Consider the following 15,862-nt stretch of genomic DNA (forward strand, 5'->3'; position numbering starts at 1 on the left):
CGCACCACCGCGCTGGTGACACTCGTCGTCGGCATCCTCGTCGTCCTGTCCCTCCTGTCGGTGGCACTGGGCGCGCTCAACGTCCCGCTGGACCAGGTGGTCCGCTCGGTCCTCGGCCATCCGCCGAGCCGTCTCGTCGACAACGTCATCTGGTCCGTGCGCGTGCCCCGCACCCTGCTCGGCCTGACCACGGGTGCCGCCCTCGGCCTGTCGGGCGCACTGATGCAGGCCCTGACCCGCAACCCCCTGGCCGACCCCGGCATCCTCGGTGTCAGCGGCGGCGCGTCCTTCGCGATCGTCATGGCGGTAGCGGTGTTCGGGGTGGGATCGGTCTACGGCTACGTGTGGTTCGCGTTCGGCGGAGCGTTCGTCGCGAGCGTGCTGGTCTTCTTCCTGGGACGGCTCGGCCGCTCCGGGGCCACCCCCGTGAAACTGGCCCTCGCCGGGGTGGCCGTCACCTCGCTGCTGTCGTCGCTGACCAGCGCCGTCGTCCTCACCGACCAGGACGCCCTGAACCGCTACCGGTTCTGGTCCGCCGGCTCCCTGGCCGACCAGGACTCCGGCGATCTGCTGCGCATCCTGCCGTTCCTCGCGGTCGGCGCCGTCCTCGCGCTGTCCTGCGCGCCGGCCCTCAACAGCCTGGCCCTCGGCGACGACGTGGCCGCCTCCCTGGGGCGCCGGCTGGGCCTGATACGCCTCCAGGGGGTCGCCGCGGTCGTGCTGCTGACCGGTGCCTCCGTCGCCGTCATCGGCCCCGTCGTCTTCCTCGGCCTGGTGGTCCCGCACATCGCCCGGGTCCTCGCCGAGTACGCGGGCATCGGACCGGACCACCGCTGGCTGCTGCCGCTGTCCGCCGCTCTCGCGCCCGTGCTGCTGCTGTCCGCCGACATCCTGGGCCGGATGGTGGCCCGTCCCACCGAGATACAGGCCGGTGTCCTGGTCGCCTTCCTCGGCGGCCCGTTCTTCATCGTCCTGGTCCGTCGCCGCAAGCTCGCGGAGGTGTGAGCATGACCGCCCCGTCCACCTCCGGACCCGCCGCCCCGTCCCCCACGGGGCCCGCCGCGCCGTCCGCCCCGAAGGCCACCGCGCCGCGCTCCACCCTGCGCCGCAGACCGTTCCGGCTGGCCTTCCCGCCGGTCTCCGGCGTGCTCCGCCCCCGTCTGCTCCTCACCGGTCTGCTGCTGGCCGCGGGCGCCTTCCTGCTGTTCTGCTGGGGCCTGACCATCGGCGACTACCCCGTGCCCCTCGGCGACGTGATCAAGGCGCTCGGCGGGTCGGGCGACGCCGCCACCGTCCTCGTCATCCAGGAACTGCGGCTGCCCCGCGCGCTGACCGGACTGCTGGTGGGTGTCGCGTTCGGCGTCTCGGGTGCCGTGTTCCAGACGATGACCCGCAATCCGCTGGCCAGCCCCGACATGATCGGCCTGACCGCGGGCGCGGGAACGGCCGTGGTCGCCGCCGTCGTCCTCGGCTGGACCGGCGGCATGGGCCTGTCGACGCTGGGCCTGCTGGGGTCGCTGGCCACCGCGCTGCTGGTCTACGCGCTGGCCTGGAAGCGCGGGGCCACCGGGTACCGCATCATCCTGGTCGGCATCGGGGTGTCCTGGATCTGCACCAGCGCCACCGACTTCCTCGTGGCCCGCGGCAACCGCTTCGAGGCGCAGGCGGCCCTGGGCTGGCTGGTCGGCAACCTCAACGGCCGCACCTGGGACCAGGTGAACACGCTCGCCCTGGCACTGGCCGTGCTGCTCCCGGTCACGCTGGGCATGAGCCGCTGGCTGCGCACGCTCCAGCTCGGCGACGACGTGGCCGCCGGACTCGGCACCCCCGTCCAGCCGGTGCGGCTCGCGCTGCTGCTGGCCGGTGTCGGGCTGGTCGCCTTCGGCACCGCGGCGGCCGGGCCGGTGGCGTTCGTCGCCCTGGCCGCACCGCAGATCGCCCTGCGCCTGGCGGGCACCTCGTCACCGCCCCCGCTCGTCTCGGGTCTCACCGGCGCGTTCGTCGTCCTCGGCTCCGATCTCCTCGCACGCGAGGCGATCTCCGGGACGGAACTGCCGGTCGGGATCGTCACCGGCGCCCTCGGCGCGCCGGTTCTGCTGTGGCTGCTCATCCGCGTCAACCGCGCGGGCTCTGGAGGCTGATTCCATGTCGTCCACCGACTCGCGGACACCGCTGACGTCCCCGCCGAAGCCCAGCGCGGCGGCGCGTCCCGGGCCGCAGTTGCGAGCCGTCGATCTCCATCTCGCCTACGACGGACGGCCGGTGGTGGAGGGCCTGGACCTCACCGTGCCCACCGGCCGGATCACGGCGATCGTCGGGGCGAACGCCTGTGGGAAGTCCACCCTGTTGCGTGCCCTGGCGCGGCTCCTGGCCCCCCGCCAGGGCACGGTGGAGCTGGACGGCGTCGCCCTGCGCTCCGTGCCGACGCGTGAACTGGCCCGCACACTGGGCATCCTGCCGCAGACGCCGGTGGCACCCGAGGGGCTGACCGTCGTCGACCTGGTGGGCCGGGGCCGCTCCCCGCACCAGACGTGGTGGCGGCAGTGGTCCGCCGCGGACGAGGAGGCGGTGCACGCGGCCCTGGCCGCGACCGGTCTCACCGACCTCGCCGACCGCCCGGTGGACGAGCTGTCGGGCGGCCAGCGCCAGCGGGCGTGGATCGCCATGGCGGTGGCCCAGGGCACCCCGATCCTGCTCCTCGACGAGCCGACGACCTACCTCGACCTCGCCCACCAGATCGACGTCCTGGACCTGATCACCGACCTCAACCGGCGCGAGGGCCGCACCGTGGTCATGGTGCTGCACGACCTCAACCAGGCCTGCCGGTACGCCGATCACGTCATCGCGATGAAGGCGGGGCGGATCGTCGCCGAGGGAGCCCCCGCCGAGGTCATCACCGAGTCCGTCGTCGAGGACGTCTTCGACCTGCGCTGCCGGATCACCACCGACCCGGTCAGCAACACCCCGATGGTCATCCCGCTGGGCCGCCACCACCACGACGACGACACCCCCGCGATGGCGTCCGCCGAAGCACCCCACAAGGCCCAGACCGTGTCGGCCGAGGGCCGTACGGGATCGTGACGACCCCGTACGGCCCCACCGTCACGGACGGGACGTCAGATAGCCGCCCATGGTGCGGAAGTAGTCGTTCGCCGCGTACTCCGTCCCGTCGTCGGTGCGCACGCGCCGCACCAGCAGCCCCCTGAGCGTGCCGGTGAACGCGTCGGCGCCGGCCACCACGACCACCCCGTCGCCCTCCCGGATGAAGATCCGCCCCGGGGTACCGCCGTAGCGGCCCTCCGAGACGGCGGCCGAGACGATCCTGAGCCGCTGTCCGCGATGGAAGGCGTACGCGTTCGGGTACGGGTCCGACTGCGCCCGTACGAGCCTTTCCAGCCGTTCCGCAGGCCAGTTCCAGTCGATTCGGCTGTCCTCCGCCGAGCGCTTGTGGAAGAAGCTCGCCCGCGCCCGGTCCTGCGGCACCCACTGTCCGGCGTCCCGGCCCGAGGCGATCAGGTCGAGCGACTCCCGCACGATGGGCGCGATGAGGTCGACGGTGCGGTGGAAGAGGTCGGTGGCCGTGTCCGCGGGTCCGACCGGCACCGACCGCTGGATGAGCACGTCCCCCGCGTCGAGTTCGGCGTTCATGCGGTGCGCGGTGACCCCGACGCGCTCCTCCCCGTTGATCAGCGCCCAGATGATCGGGGAGAAGCCCGCGTAGGCGGGCAGCAGGGAGTCGTGCACGTTCAGGGTGCCGTGCGGGGCCAGGTCGAAGAGCTCCGGGGGCAGCCAGGTCCGCCAGTTGTTGGCGACGAGGACGTCCGGCCGGGCGTCGGCCACCGCGGCCAGGAGTTCGTCGTCGTCGGGGCGGTTGCGCAGCAGGACGGGCACGTCGTGCTTCCGCGCGAGTTCGGCGACGTCGTCGTCCCAGATCTTCTCGTAGGCGTGCTCGCTCTTGGGGTGGGTGACGACGAGAACGACCTCGTGGTCGGAGTCCAGCAGAGCCTGCAGCGTGCGGTGGCCCCAGGTCTGATAGCCGAGCATGACGACCCTCATGACGGTCCTTCCTCTTCACGACTCCATTGCAAGGTAAGCCTTACCTTATCTAGCATGTGGCTGCCTGAGGGAGGCGATGCAAACGTGAAATCCCCGTTCATGGATTCCGAAGCCGTCCACGACATCCTCGGAATCGGTTTCGGTCCGTCAAATCTCGCACTTGCCATAGCGGTTGAGGAACACAACGCGGGCCTGCCGGCGGACCGTCGTCTCAACGCCCTCTTCCTGGAGCGCCAACCGCGCTTCGGCTGGCACCGGGGCATGCTCATCGACGACGCCACCATGCAGGTGTCGTTCCTCAAGGACCTTGTCACGCTGAGGAATCCGACCAGCGACTACAGCTTCCTGTGCTTTCTGCGGGAGCGGGGCAGGCTGATCGACTTCCTGAACCAGAAGACGCTCTTCCCGCTGCGGATGGAGTTCCACGAGTACTTCGAGTGGGCCGCCTCACGGGTCTCCCATCTGGTCGCGTACGACAACGAGGTGATCGCCGTCGCCCCGGTGCGGGACGACGACGGGCAGGTGACCTGCTTCGACGTCACCACCCGCGACGCGACCGCCCCCGGCGGGACGGTCACCCGGCGGGCCCGCAACATCAGCGTGGCGATGGGCCTCGAGGCACATGTGCCGCCCGGCCTGGAGCTCGCCGAACGGGTCTGGCACAACAGCGAGTTGATCCCCCGGGCGACCCGACTGGCCGCGACGGCCCCGCCCGTGCGGCGGGCCGTGGTGCTGGGCGCCGGGCAGAGCGCCGCCGAGGCGGTGGACTACCTCCACCGCACCTTCCCCGAGGCCGAGGTCTGCTCGGTCTTCGCGAAGTACGGCTACACGCCCGCCGACGACAGCCCGTTCGCCAACCGGATCTTCGACCCGGAGGCGGTGGACGTCTACTTCTCCGCCCCCTCCGAGGTGAAGCAGTCCCTGCTCGACTACCACCGCTCCACCAACTACTCCGTGGTCGACATGGACTTGATCGAGGCGCTGTACGCGACCTCGTACCGGGAGAAGGTGGCCGGACGTGAGCGGCTGCGCTTCCTCAACGTGTCCCGGGTCCGCGACCTGGAGCCACGCGCCGACGGCGGGCTGGACGTGGGGGTGGAGTTCCTGCCCACCGGCGAGCGCCAGGTGCTGCCCGCCGACGTGCTGGTGCTCGCCACCGGCTACCGGCCCCGGGATCTCTCGGTGCTGCTCGGGGAGGCGGCCAAACTCTGCCTGAGGGACGACGGTGACGCGATCCGGGTGAACCGCGACCATCGCGTCGAGACGGTGCCGGAGGTCACCGCCGGCATCTACCTCCAGGGCGGCACCGAGCACACCCACGGCCTGACCAGCACCCTGCTGTCGACCGTCGCGGTGCGGGCGGACGAGATCCACCGCTCCGTACTGGCCGACCGGGCGGTGGTCTGACCCCATCAGGCTCCCCGGTGCGAGGACGGTACGGTCCCGCCCTCGCACCGGGGTCCGTCATGTCCCCGGACTCCGCGAAACGGAACTCCGCTCCGTGCCGCGGGGGTTCAGCCCGGCCACGGGCCCGTGCTGCCGAAGACGTCCGCCACCCCGCGGGCGCTTCTGACGGCGCCGCAGGTGGCCGCGATCCAGTCGACGGCCATCCGGTGGTCCCCGGGCGTCGTGTCGGCCACGGCGTCGGCCACGACGAACGGTTCGAGATCCTGAGTCCACGCGTCGGCCGCGGTCAGCATCACCTGCGTCCGCGCGAACAGGCCGACGATGACGGGCTGGTCACGCTCCAGCTCGTCGAGCCGGGGGCGCAGCCGGGTACCGGCGAAGGCACTGATCCTCTTGGCGACGAGCACGCTGTCGCCGACCATCGGCCGGACGGCGGCCACCACGTCCCGCGAGCCCCCGGCCGCGGGCAGCCGGGGGTGCCCGAAGGCGGTCTCGCGTACGGCGCGTTCGTGACCGTCGACGGCCACGGCGTACAGCACGGGTATCCCCGCCTTCCGCGCGGCCTCGACCAACAGCGCGACGGTGCCGACGAGTTCGGCGGCGGGCGCGGAGCGTTCCTGGAGCACGCGCAGGAAGTGGTTCTGGACGTTGAGGACCAACAGCGCGGCACGGCGGGGGTCGACGACCCATCCGGACCGGTCAGGGGGCAGCGCGGCGGGCGTCGGCATCGGATACGAGAAGGTGCCGGGGAGCGATCCCCCGCCGGCCTTCCCCTGGTCGTCGGACGTCGTCTGCGTCAAGGCCGCACAGCCTCCTCAGTGCGCTCGGTGGGTCCAGTGGCCTGCCGTCATCGTGGCGTGCACGGGCATCGCGCGCAGGGCGTCCGAGCCGGCTTCGAGCGGGTCCGCGTCGACCACGACCAGGTCGGCCGGGTCGCCGACACGGACGAGCCGCCGGCCGCGGGCCGCCGCGACGAGCGCGTCCCGTACGGGCAGCCGCTGTTCGGGGTGCCAGGCGGGCCGTTCGTCGTCGGTACGGCTGACCGCGGCGGCGATGCCCAGCCAGGGGTCGAGCGGGGAGACCGGGGCGTCCGAGCCGAACTCCAGCCGTGCTCCGGCCGCGAGCAGAGCGGCGTAGGCGAAGGCCCGGTCGGTACGGCCGGCCCAGTGCCGGTCCGCCACGTCCCGGTCGTCCGTCGCGTGCCGGGGCTGGACGCCCGCCGTGACGCCCAACTCGGCGAACCGGGGCAGGTCTTCGGCGTTCAGCAGCTGCGCGTGCTCGATCCGGCCCCGGCACCGCACCTCCGCGAAGGCGTCCAGGGCCACCTTGTTGGCGAGGTCGCCGATGGCGTGCACGGCGGGTTCGATGCCGTGCGCGGCTGCCAGGCGCATGAGCCGGACGAGTTCGTCCGGCGAGGTCTCCTCGATGCCGTGCGCGCCGTCCGTGCCCGTCAGGTCCGGATAGGCGTCATGACACAGGGCGGTCCGGGTGTTGAGGGAGCCGTCGGTGAAGAGCTTCAGCGGTCCCATCCGCACCAGCCCGTCCGCGGCGAGCGGGTCACCCGTGCGCAGGCCGCGGGCCAGCGCCGCGTCGAGTCGGCTCGGATACACGGCGGCCTCCACGCGGAGCGCCGGCCGCTGTGCCTCCGAGCGGCGTTCCCAGTCCCGCACCGCGTCGCCGAACTGGAAGTCGATCACGCCGGTGACGCCTCGCGCGGCGGCGGCCCGGCAGGCTTCCCCGACCCGGGCGTCGACGACCTCGGCCGACACCTCGGGGAGGGCGGCGAGCACCTGGTGCGCCTCGTGCTCCCGGAACAGGCCCGTCGGGTGGTCCCCCCGGCCGACGAGGACCAGGGCGGCCGAGTTGAGCCACGCGGCGTGCAGATCGGCGCTGACCAGGGCGGTGGGCCGGTCGGGCAGGACCGCGTCGAGCAGGTTCTTGTGCGGGGCGTCGGGCCACAGGCCGTCCCGGAAGCCGTATCCGAACAGGACCGTGCCGCCGGACGTCTCCTCGGTGCCCGCGCGGACCAGGTCGGCCACCGCACGGGCGGATCCGGTTCCCGAGAGGTCGAGGCGGTGGCGGGCGTTGGCCCACTCCGCCAGGTGCACATGCGCGTCCCACAGGCCGGGCAGGAGGACACGCCCCGCGAGATCGAGGACCCGGTCGCCCTCGACGACCGGTGCGCTGCGTCCTCCGGGCTCCGTCGCCGCGACGACATGGGTGACCCGGCCCCGCGCCACCCGCACCCGGACGAGCGGCCCGCCGGCTCCGAGCCGCACACGGTCGAGGCTCCACGCGGACACGGCGGTCGCGTCCGCGGGGCGTACGGCGGGCACGTCGGCGAATTCCGGCATCAGCTCTCCACTTCTGCGGCGCGCACCGGGCCGGGACCACGCCCGCACGCCCAGTCCCCTCCGGGACCCGACGGCCCCGCGGTACCACTGGAGCCGGGCAGGGGAAGCCCCTCACCCGACTGCAACTTACGTTAGCCTTACCTTACTTCAATCATGGCGTGGCGGAACGCCCCCGGTCGAGGTCCTCCGGATGTGCGGGGCGAGGCCTTCCGGAGGCGAACAGGGGCCCGCCACCCGTCACGCGAGGGCGTTCTCCACCAGGGCGACGGTCGCACGAGGGTCGTCGACCTGGACGACCAGGCGCGTGCACCTCTCGTCGGCGAGTTCGACCACGACGGCCTTCGACGGGTCCCGCACGTCCCAGAACACCTTCTCGCCGTCCCGGTGGAACGTGCCCGCAGTGATCACACCGGGTACATGTGCGCCCGGCGCGCGGATGCCCTTGGGCTCGGCGGCGATCCCGGGGTCGGCGGTCGCGCCGCGGACGTTGGCCAGAGGGATGGTCAGGCTGCCCTTGAAGGCCCAGAGCTTGTCGAGACCCTCGATGACGACGACGAGGTCGTCGCCGTCGATACGGACCAGTGCCATGTCAGTTTCCTTTTCAGGTGAGAGGGTCCAGACGCCGGGCGAGCGCGGCGGCGGTCCCGGCGGCGTCGCCGCGCAGGCGGATGCCCAGCGCGGCGGCGGTCAGGGCGGCGGCGAGGTCGTCGGTCACGCCCAGCGCGGCGCCGATCGCCCGGTCGACGGAGGCCAGTGCGGTCTCCACCTCGGAAGCGACCTCCGGGTCGACCGGTGCGCGCTCGATCGCCGCGAGGAGCAGCAGGTCGAGGCGGGCCGAGGTGACGAGCCGCAGCACGGCCGCCGTGTCGTCCGCGTCGGCGAGGGCGTCGAGCAACGGACGGACGTCGTCGGCGAGATGGCGGCGCAGCGCCATCAGGTAAAGGCCGCGCTTGCTGCCGAACGTCTTGTAGAGGCTGTTGCGGTGCACGCCGAGACGACCGACGAGATCGTCGACCGACACACCGTCGTACGCGCGTCCGCCGAACAGCCCCACGGCGGCGCGCACCGCTTCGTCCTCGTCGAATGCCCTCGGTCTGCCCATGACCGTCACGCTAACCAGTTGAGGAACGATCGGTCAAGAACGATCGTTCCTTAACTGTTGGTCCCACCGCGCCGGCCCGGCGTTCAGGCGCCTCCGGTGAGGAGCACGGCGATCGCCGATGACTTTCGCCGTGCCGGGCGGTCCAAGTCGGCACACCTAGCGAAGGAAGCATCCGGATGAGCAGCGCACGCCCGCACCCGACCCCTCACACCGCCCGCCGCATGTTCGGCCTCCTGGAACCGATCTGCCTGGTCACGTTCTTCTCCGAGGAGTGCAACGAGGAACTCGCCGCCCTCGGTCACCGGACCTACTGGGACGGCTACTTCGCCAGTCGCGCCGCTCCCCTGGGCCGGGTCACGGCGCAGGTCGTGCACGCGGCCTTCTACAACTTCGCCGACGGGGAGGCCGCGCGGCACATCCCGAGCGCCTGGGAGACCATCGCGCCCGAGGCCTCCGTCGCGGCCAGGGAAAGGGGCAGCGCCGCCTCGCTGCGACGGATCCTCGGCGCCGAACTGGCCGGTTCCCCGGGCCTGGTGCGCGCCGCCGACCTGACCACGAAGGCCGCGACGAGCGCCCCCACCGAGGGACGCGTGATGTACGCGGGGATGCGCGGCCTCGCGGTGCCGAGCGATCCGGTGGCCCGGCTGTGGCACTCCGCCACCATGCTGCGCGAGCACCGCGGCGACGGCCACATCGCCGCCCTCGTCGGCGCGCGGATCGGCGGCACGGAGGCCCATGTGCTCTCCGCGCTGGAGCACGGCATCCACCCGGCGGAGTCCTTCGGACGCATCCACCACCTGCCGAAGGAACGCCTGGCCGCGGTCATGGACGGCTTGCGCGACCGCGGACTCATCGACAGCGAGGGCCACTTCACCGAAGCGGGGCGCGCCACGAAACAGCGCATCGAGACCCTCACCGACGAACTCGCCGTCCCGCCCTACGAGGCCCTGTCCCCCGCCGAACTCGACGAACTCGTCTCCGAGCTGGAACCCGTCACGGCGGCACTCGAAGCCACGGGCTCACAGTGACGACCAGGGGTCGGCGACAGCCCGCTCAACCGGTCGGCGCACCCAGCCCTCAGGCGACCTGCCCCTGTCCCGAGACCGACGTGCGCCGGTCTCGGTCGAGGTTCTGCTGCTCCGCGCGGGCGGTCTCCAGGAGCAGGCGCCAGGACGTCACCGTCGGGCGGCGGCGCAGCAGGCTGCGGCGTTCGCGTTCGGTCATTCCTCCCCAGACCCCGTGCTCGATGCGGTGGTCGAGCGCGTAGGAGAGGCATTCGGTCCGCACCGGACAGCCGGTGCACAGGGTCTTCGCACGGTGCTGCGCCGCGCCGTCGACGAACAGCTCGTCCGGGTCGGCGGTCCGGCACTTCGCCCGTTCTTCCCACTCCTGCTCAACCACGCTCACAACGGCACCTCCGCGTCCCGATCCCCCATCGGCTGGGGCTTGATCAAACACCGTACGCCGATGTCGCGAACGTGAAGATTTTCGAGCCGAGACCAACTCGTTCGAGGGACACCCCAGTTGACAACTCGGGTGCGAAGCACTTGTTCTGGTCACGTCGCCCGGATGCCGCGGCCTGTCGGGCCACGGCATCCGGCTTGCGCGCGTTGTCCTGTGCGAACGGCGACCTCGGTCAGCCGACGCGGGTGACCGTGTAGGGGGTGAGGGTGACGGGTCCGACCAGTCCGTTGGCCTGCGCGGTGCGGGTCGCCAGGGCGCTGGAGAGGGTGCGGAGCCGGTTGATGAGGGTGGTGGACACCCGTACGGTCACGGTGTTCTTCCCCGCGTGGAGATAGCGGCCGATGTCGGCGGTGGCGCCCAGCTGATCGGGTGTGGGGACGGTGGTGCCGTTGACGGACAGGGTGAAGGAGTCGGTGACCTGACCGAGGCCGATCCGGGCGCCGGTGTCCGCCTTCCAGCTCTGCGGCAGGGTCACGGTGGTGGTGTAGGTCCCGATGCCGGAGGTGTCCTTGAGCGCGGGGATGCCGGTCCACGGGGTGAGCGCGTCGAGATCGACGTGGACGTTCTTCTTGTCGGTCCTGGTGGCCGCCGCGCCGGTGGTGCCGAAGGCCGCGGCGGGCTGCCAGTCCTGGACGTCCAGGCTCCAGGCCCGGGCGGTGAGGTCGATGGCGGTACCGGCGGAGCCGACGGTCGTGGTGACGGTACGGCCGTTGCTGAGCCGCGTGGTGTAGGTGCCGGCCTTCGCCGCCTCGACGGCGAGGCCGCCGTCGCTCCGGAAGGAGGCCGCGTCCGCGGTGGTGGACACGACGTGGAGGCCGCCGGTCTTCGGGGTCCTGCCGGTCGTGAAGCGGCGCGGGTCGGTGGTCAGGGCGATGACCTGGCTGGCGTCCCCGGCGAGGGAGACATGGACGGTGACGCTGTCGCGGCCGGTGGTGTACTCGGCGACGGGGGTCACGGCCCCGCTCCAGGTGTCGAGCAGATACGGCGTGCCGCGGCCCTTGAGGGTGATGTCGGTGTCGACGGCCTTCGCGGTGGTGTCGGGGTCGAAGAGGGTGGCCGGCTCACCGGCGCTGATGACGGAGCCCTGGTTGTAGAGCCAGTAGAAGTCGGTGTCCGCGTCGGCGCGGTGCACGGAGACGATCGGGCCCGGCGTGGCCGGCTCGGCGGAGGGGCGGATGCCCAGCTCGCCCAGCAGGGCGGGAACCGCCGCCTCGTCCTCGACGGTGTGCACGGAACGCTGCTTGAGCAGGGCGGCGACGACGGACCGTACGTCCTTGTCGCCCTGGGCGTCGATGCCGGGCACCCCGCTGGGGGCGTCGCCCACGATCACCACGGGGAGTCCGGCCTTGGCGTAGCCGAGGATCTTCTTGGCGGTGGCGAGCGGAAGGCTGTCGCGGGAGGGCGCCGAGACAGGCAGCTGCCGGCTGTCCAGGACGAGTGCCTTGTAGTCCGGTCCGTCCGTGGCCAGGCGCCCGTTCCTCACCTTGGCGTTGGGCAGGTCGAGGAGCGTGGGGTTGACGTAGTCGCGGGTGTAGCCGGCCTCGGAGAGCTTCGGGTCGGACCAGTACTGGAGGTTCCCCTGCGTGTACGGCTGGGGGTAGACGTAGTTCTGCATGTAGACCGCGACGTCCGTCTTGGCCTCACCTTGCGTCAGCACGAGCTGGTTGCGGGCGAAGTAGTCGTTGTACGCCTTGGCGTCGGCGGCCCAGTCCGGGTTACGGGGCCCCCACGAGCCGGAGAAGCTGGAGGGGAACAGCGAGTAGCCCGGCCAGGTGGCGCTGTCGCCGGTGTCCGAGGGATACGTGTGGTAGACGAGCTTGGTCACGCCGCCCGCGTAGGCCTTGTTCATACGGACGACCTGGTCCTGAAGGGTCTGCGCATAGGCCTGGTTGAGCGCCGCCGAGCCTTCGATGGAGTACCACTTGGTGCCGGTCATGTGGTTGGCGGAGGCTTCGGGCAGGTAGTTGTCGACCTCGTCGCCGAACCAGAGGGTCTCGGTCTCGGGGCGGTCCAGGTTCGCGGCGGCCTGGATGGAGTCGACGGCGGCGCCGTTGTCGCCGTAGGGCTGGAGGCGTACCGCGTAGCCGTAGTTCTTCTTCGCCCACTGCTTCAACGGCTTGACGTGGTTGTCCAGCCAGAGGTCGGTGCGGACCTGGTTGAAGTCGTTGCGGAACTTGGCCGAGGTCTTGGTGTCGAACTGGAACGCGGAAGTGGCCGCGCCGAAGCCCGTGCTGGGGAGGTTCACCAGCAGGGGGAGGTAGTCGGTCAGGGAATAGCCCGTGGCGTGCCGGAAGTCGGACGCCATGGAATTGCTCCAGGTGTCCGTGGGGCTGCCCCGGTCGGCGGTGTGGGAGTCGTAGAGGAAGTCGCCGCCGTTGGTGCGCATCAACTGCTTGATCGAGGCGAACTGCTGGTCCATGGTGCGGGTCAGGACCTGGGTGCCCGCCGTGGTCAGCAGGTCCGGCTGGGCCTGGACGCCCGTGCTCCAGAACGCGAGCAGTTCCCAGTCGCCGCTCTTGGGGGCGGACCAGGCGAGGGTGCCGGTCGTGGTCCCACCGCCGACGCCCGCGGTGTCGGTGCCTCGCACCCGGCTGGTCAGGTCGACCACGGAGTCCTTGTCCAGGCTGTTCTGCCCGTCGGCGGAGCAGGTGCCGGAGCACCGGAAGGCGAGGACCTTGACGAGGGTCGTACGGTTCGACGTGGACGGCTTCGGGAGCGCACCGGAGAAGACGGTGCCGCCCGCGACGGTCCGTGCGCCGTAGGCGAGTTGCTTACGGGCCTGGTCGTCGTCGATCGAGAATCCGTCGGGCGCGCTGACCGGTCCGTGCGACAGACTCAGCGTGACGCCGAGGGAGTTGGCGGTCTCGTAGAGCGCGGCCAGCTGCCCCGTCGAGGGGAACGAACCCTGCCCGATCTCCGCACCGGCGATGCCGGCCGCCGCCATCTCCCGCAGCTCGCTCCGGAGTTCGGCCGTCGTCGCGCCCGGCGCGAGCGTCCAACGGACCCAAGGGCGGTCCGCCGCGGCGGGGTCGCTGAAATTGGCGGCGGTCAGGCGGGATCCCAGGGCGGTGGAAGCACCTGTCCGGGAGGAGGCCTGGGCGGGACTGTCCGGGACGCCCAGAACGAGACTCGCGGTGCCCAGTACCGCCAGGGCGACCGGGAGGACCGCGCCGCGTCTGCGCGCCGCGGCTCTGCGACTCAACATGGCTGTGCCTTTCTGTCGTCGGCATCGTCGCCAACGAATTGAATCGTTTCAATCACGATCCAATTCAACCCGGACGTGTTCTCCGGGATGGTGGTTGACCCTAGAGTCGGCTCTCAACAGGGTCAACCCATAGGGAAGTAGATTCTGGAACGGCATTCACGCTGGTCGAGAAATTGACATACGCAAGCGCAATATTTGAACGGTTCAATTCCATCGGGGCGCAACTCGCGGACGCCACCGGCAGGAACGAGGAACGCGGCGGTCCAGGAACAGCGCGAACGGCGCGTGCACCGATCGGCGAACGGGGCGATCGGTGCACGGGGCGATCGGCGAAGCGAGTCGGGACGGAATCGCTCACTGACCGGGCTGTTCGAGGCGCTCGGCCCGCGGCGACGGTTCGCCGCCCGAGGCGGCCGGCGCTGTCGTCGTCGTGCGGGTCGTGACGGCGGGGGCGAGGAAGACCGCCACGGCGACGCAGGCCAGGACGACGACCATCGCGGCGCGCAGGCCGTAGTGGTCGCCGAGGAAGCCGAGGCCCGGGGGCCCCACGAGGAAGGCGACGTAGCCGATCATCGCGACCAGGCTGACGCGGGCGGCGGCGTCGGGACCGGAGTCCCCGGCCGCGGAGAGGGCGAGGGGGAAGCCGAGGGACGCGCCGAGCCCCCACAGCAGGACGGCGGCTCCGGCGAGGACGGCGTTGTCGGCGAAGATGACCACGGCGAGGCCGAGGGCGGCGGAGATCGCGCTGGCGCGGACGACGGGCGCGCGGCCGAAGCGGTCGATGAAGAAGCCTCCGCCGAAGCGGCCGATCGCCATGGCGGCGGCGAAGCCCGCGTAGACCGCCGAGCCGAGGGCGGGGTCCATGTCGTGGCCGTCGACCATGAGCAGGGGCAGCCAGTCGTTGGCCGCGCCTTCGGCCAGGGCCATGGTCAGGACGATGCCTCCGATCAGCAGCAGCCGCCGGTCCTTCCAGACCGCCGGCCGGGGCCGCGGCTCGTGCGTGCCGCTCTGCCGCTCCGCGCGGGTGCGGCCGACGCCGTGGGGAATGGCCCGCAGGGCGTAGGCGAAGGTGAGCGTGGTGACGGCGGCGATGGCCGCCATGTGCCAGTGCACGGGGAACCCGACGGCCGTGCACACGATGCCCAGGGTCGCCCCGACGACGGTGCCGAGGCTGAAGAAGCCGTGCAGGGTGGGCAGGACCGTGCGGCCGATGATCTGCTCGACCTCGGCGCCGTCGACGTTGACCGCGACCTCGCCGCCGCCCATCCCCGCGCCGAAGAGGAAGAGGCCCGCCATGACGAGCGGCGCCGACGACCACAGCGCTCCGCCGCCGATCACCACCATGCTCAGGATGATCAGCGCCGTCCCCACCCCCATGACCGGCCGGGTCCCGAACCGCGCCACCAGCGCCCCGGAGCCGAGCACACCGAGCATCGAGCCGATCGAGAGACCGAACAGCACGATGCCCATCTGTGCGGTCGAGGCGCCCAGTTGGTCCCGGATGTCGGGGGTCCGCGTCACCCAGGAGGAGATCGACAGGCCCGGCATGAGGAAGAAGAGGAACAATGCCGTGCGGCGGCGACGCGTGGCCGGGTCTATCACTGCGGGCTCGATCCAGACGTGGGTCAGCCGCGGACGTGCTCGCCCACGGAATGAGTATGTACAAACGTACACTTCCATGGTGCGGTGATGAAAGGGGACAAGTCATGTCGGGCAGCTCGCGCGGACCCAACGATCCGGGCCGCCGGGACCGCATCATCGAGGCGGCCCTTGACGTGATCGCCGAGCACGGGGTCAGAGGTGCCACCCAACGCCGTATCGCCGACGCCGCGGGGGTGCCCCTGGGGTCGGTGACCTATCACTTCGAAGGCGGACAGGAACTGCTCGTCGAGGCGTTCACCCGGCTCGCGGAGACGGTGTCCGCCCGCTATCGCGAGCCGCTGGAAGCGGCCGAGACGGTGGAGGAGGCGCGTGCCGCCGTGGTGGAGATCATCTGCGGCGGCTCCGTCTGGGGCAGCCCGCGCGAGCTGGTGCTCAGCTACGAGCTGTACGCCTTCGCCTCCCGCAACCCGGCACTGCTCGACGTCATCCGCGCCTGGATGGCCGCCAGCCGCGCCTCACTGAGCCGGCACTTCGACGCCAGGACGGCCCGGGCCCTGGACGCCCTGGTGGAAGGGCTCAGCATCCACAATTCCATGGACGCCGAGCCCATGAGCCGTCAGGACGTCGCCGCGGTCGTGCGGGCGGTCAGCAGCTGACCGGCCGTGCCCCGCC

The 15,862-nt window shown here is 71.6% G+C and carries 14 protein-coding genes; 6 read left to right on the top strand and 8 right to left on the bottom strand.

Annotated features, from left to right (window positions below):
- Positions 1-12 precede the first annotated feature (12 nt).
- From ACIPSE_RS27845 to ACIPSE_RS27855, 3 genes are read left to right on the top strand one after another with little or no spacing between them, the layout of a single operon-like run.
- Entirely contained in the window at positions 13-1,005 is a 993-nt protein-coding gene (locus tag ACIPSE_RS27845; protein ID WP_401668279.1) for a FecCD family ABC transporter permease, read from the top strand.
- A 2-nt stretch (positions 1,006-1,007) separates the two neighbouring features.
- Positions 1,008-2,141, top strand: a complete 1,134-nt coding sequence (locus ACIPSE_RS27850) for a FecCD family ABC transporter permease (RefSeq protein WP_401667400.1) — start codon at positions 1,008-1,010, stop codon at positions 2,139-2,141.
- Positions 2,142-2,145: 4 nt separating this feature from the next.
- Positions 2,146-3,081 (top strand): ABC transporter ATP-binding protein, encoded by a 936-nt coding sequence (locus ACIPSE_RS27855; RefSeq protein WP_401667402.1) that lies wholly within the window; start codon positions 2,146-2,148, stop codon positions 3,079-3,081.
- 21 nt (positions 3,082-3,102) lie between these two features.
- On the opposite strand, the gene ACIPSE_RS27860 is transcribed toward ACIPSE_RS27855, so the two are convergent.
- A complete protein-coding gene (locus ACIPSE_RS27860; protein ID WP_401667404.1) occupies positions 3,103-4,056 on the bottom strand; it encodes a methionyl-tRNA formyltransferase in 954 nt (317 codons plus the stop codon).
- A 99-nt stretch (positions 4,057-4,155) separates the two neighbouring features.
- Here ACIPSE_RS27860 and ACIPSE_RS27865 point away from each other — a divergent pair, with 99 nt between their 5' ends.
- Positions 4,156-5,463, top strand: coding sequence for a lysine N(6)-hydroxylase/L-ornithine N(5)-oxygenase family protein (locus ACIPSE_RS27865; protein WP_401667406.1), 1,308 nt, complete (start codon positions 4,156-4,158; stop codon positions 5,461-5,463).
- A gap of 107 nt (positions 5,464-5,570) precedes the next feature.
- On the opposite strand, the gene ACIPSE_RS27870 is transcribed toward ACIPSE_RS27865, so the two are convergent.
- From ACIPSE_RS27870 to ACIPSE_RS27885, 4 genes are all read right to left on the bottom strand, one after another.
- Positions 5,571-6,263 carry an isochorismatase family protein gene (locus ACIPSE_RS27870; protein WP_401667408.1) on the bottom strand — a complete coding sequence of 231 codons (693 nt, stop codon included), beginning with the start codon at positions 6,261-6,263 and terminating at the stop codon, positions 5,571-5,573.
- 15 nt (positions 6,264-6,278) lie between these two features.
- Entirely contained in the window at positions 6,279-7,817 is a 1,539-nt protein-coding gene (locus ACIPSE_RS27875; RefSeq protein WP_401667411.1) for an amidohydrolase, read from the bottom strand.
- Positions 7,818-8,054: 237 nt separating this feature from the next.
- On the bottom strand, positions 8,055-8,405 hold the full coding sequence (locus ACIPSE_RS27880) for a hypothetical protein (RefSeq protein ID WP_401667413.1): 351 nt from the start codon (positions 8,403-8,405) through the stop codon (positions 8,055-8,057).
- Positions 8,406-8,418: 13 nt separating this feature from the next.
- Entirely contained in the window at positions 8,419-8,919 is a 501-nt protein-coding gene (locus ACIPSE_RS27885; RefSeq protein WP_401667416.1) for a TetR/AcrR family transcriptional regulator, read from the bottom strand.
- Positions 8,920-9,095: 176 nt separating this feature from the next.
- Here ACIPSE_RS27885 and ACIPSE_RS27890 point away from each other — a divergent pair, with 176 nt between their 5' ends.
- A complete protein-coding gene (locus tag ACIPSE_RS27890) occupies positions 9,096-9,947 on the top strand; it encodes a MarR family transcriptional regulator (RefSeq protein WP_401667419.1) in 852 nt (283 codons plus the stop codon).
- Positions 9,948-9,996: 49 nt separating this feature from the next.
- On the opposite strand, the gene ACIPSE_RS27895 is transcribed toward ACIPSE_RS27890, so the two are convergent.
- From ACIPSE_RS27895 to ACIPSE_RS27905, 3 genes are all read right to left on the bottom strand, one after another.
- On the bottom strand, positions 9,997-10,326 hold the full coding sequence (locus ACIPSE_RS27895) for a WhiB family transcriptional regulator (protein ID WP_401667422.1): 330 nt from the start codon (positions 10,324-10,326) through the stop codon (positions 9,997-9,999).
- A 229-nt stretch (positions 10,327-10,555) separates the two neighbouring features.
- The gene (locus tag ACIPSE_RS27900) at positions 10,556-13,588 is read right to left on the bottom strand and encodes a glycosyl hydrolase (protein ID WP_401667424.1); all 3,033 of its coding nucleotides are present in this window, start codon (positions 13,586-13,588) and stop codon (positions 10,556-10,558) included.
- A gap of 354 nt (positions 13,589-13,942) precedes the next feature.
- Complete coding sequence (locus ACIPSE_RS27905; protein ID WP_401668282.1) at positions 13,943-15,187, bottom strand: MFS transporter; 1,245 nt, start codon at positions 15,185-15,187, stop codon at positions 13,943-13,945.
- A 107-nt stretch (positions 15,188-15,294) separates the two neighbouring features.
- Between ACIPSE_RS27905 and ACIPSE_RS27910 the strand changes: the two genes are divergently transcribed.
- On the top strand, positions 15,295-15,846 hold the full coding sequence (locus ACIPSE_RS27910) for a TetR/AcrR family transcriptional regulator (RefSeq protein ID WP_401667426.1): 552 nt from the start codon (positions 15,295-15,297) through the stop codon (positions 15,844-15,846).
- Positions 15,847-15,862 lie beyond the last annotated feature (16 nt).

This window comes from Streptomyces sp. NPDC090106 (assembly GCF_044747265.1).
Taxonomy (GTDB): Bacteria; Actinomycetota; Actinomycetes; order Streptomycetales; family Streptomycetaceae; genus Streptomyces.

Bases quoted from the DNA above. Each gene is read 5' to 3' on its own strand.
- ACIPSE_RS27900 (WP_401667424.1), bottom strand. From the start codon at position 13,588: ATGTTGAGTCGCAGAGCCGCGGCGCGCAGACGCGGCGCGGTCCTCCCG.
- ACIPSE_RS27885 (WP_401667416.1), bottom strand. From the start codon at position 8,919: ATGGGCAGACCGAGGGCATTCGACGAGGACGAAGCGGTGCGCGCCGCC.
- ACIPSE_RS27875 (WP_401667411.1), bottom strand. From the start codon at position 7,817: ATGCCGGAATTCGCCGACGTGCCCGCCGTACGCCCCGCGGACGCGACC.
- ACIPSE_RS27910 (WP_401667426.1), top strand. From the start codon at position 15,295: ATGTCGGGCAGCTCGCGCGGACCCAACGATCCGGGCCGCCGGGACCGC.
- ACIPSE_RS27865 (WP_401667406.1), top strand. From the start codon at position 4,156: ATGGATTCCGAAGCCGTCCACGACATCCTCGGAATCGGTTTCGGTCCG.
- ACIPSE_RS27880 (WP_401667413.1), bottom strand. From the start codon at position 8,405: ATGGCACTGGTCCGTATCGACGGCGACGACCTCGTCGTCGTCATCGAG.
- ACIPSE_RS27890 (WP_401667419.1), top strand. From the start codon at position 9,096: ATGAGCAGCGCACGCCCGCACCCGACCCCTCACACCGCCCGCCGCATG.
- ACIPSE_RS27850 (WP_401667400.1), top strand. From the start codon at position 1,008: ATGACCGCCCCGTCCACCTCCGGACCCGCCGCCCCGTCCCCCACGGGG.
- ACIPSE_RS27860 (WP_401667404.1), bottom strand. From the start codon at position 4,056: ATGAGGGTCGTCATGCTCGGCTATCAGACCTGGGGCCACCGCACGCTG.
- ACIPSE_RS27855 (WP_401667402.1), top strand. From the start codon at position 2,146: ATGTCGTCCACCGACTCGCGGACACCGCTGACGTCCCCGCCGAAGCCC.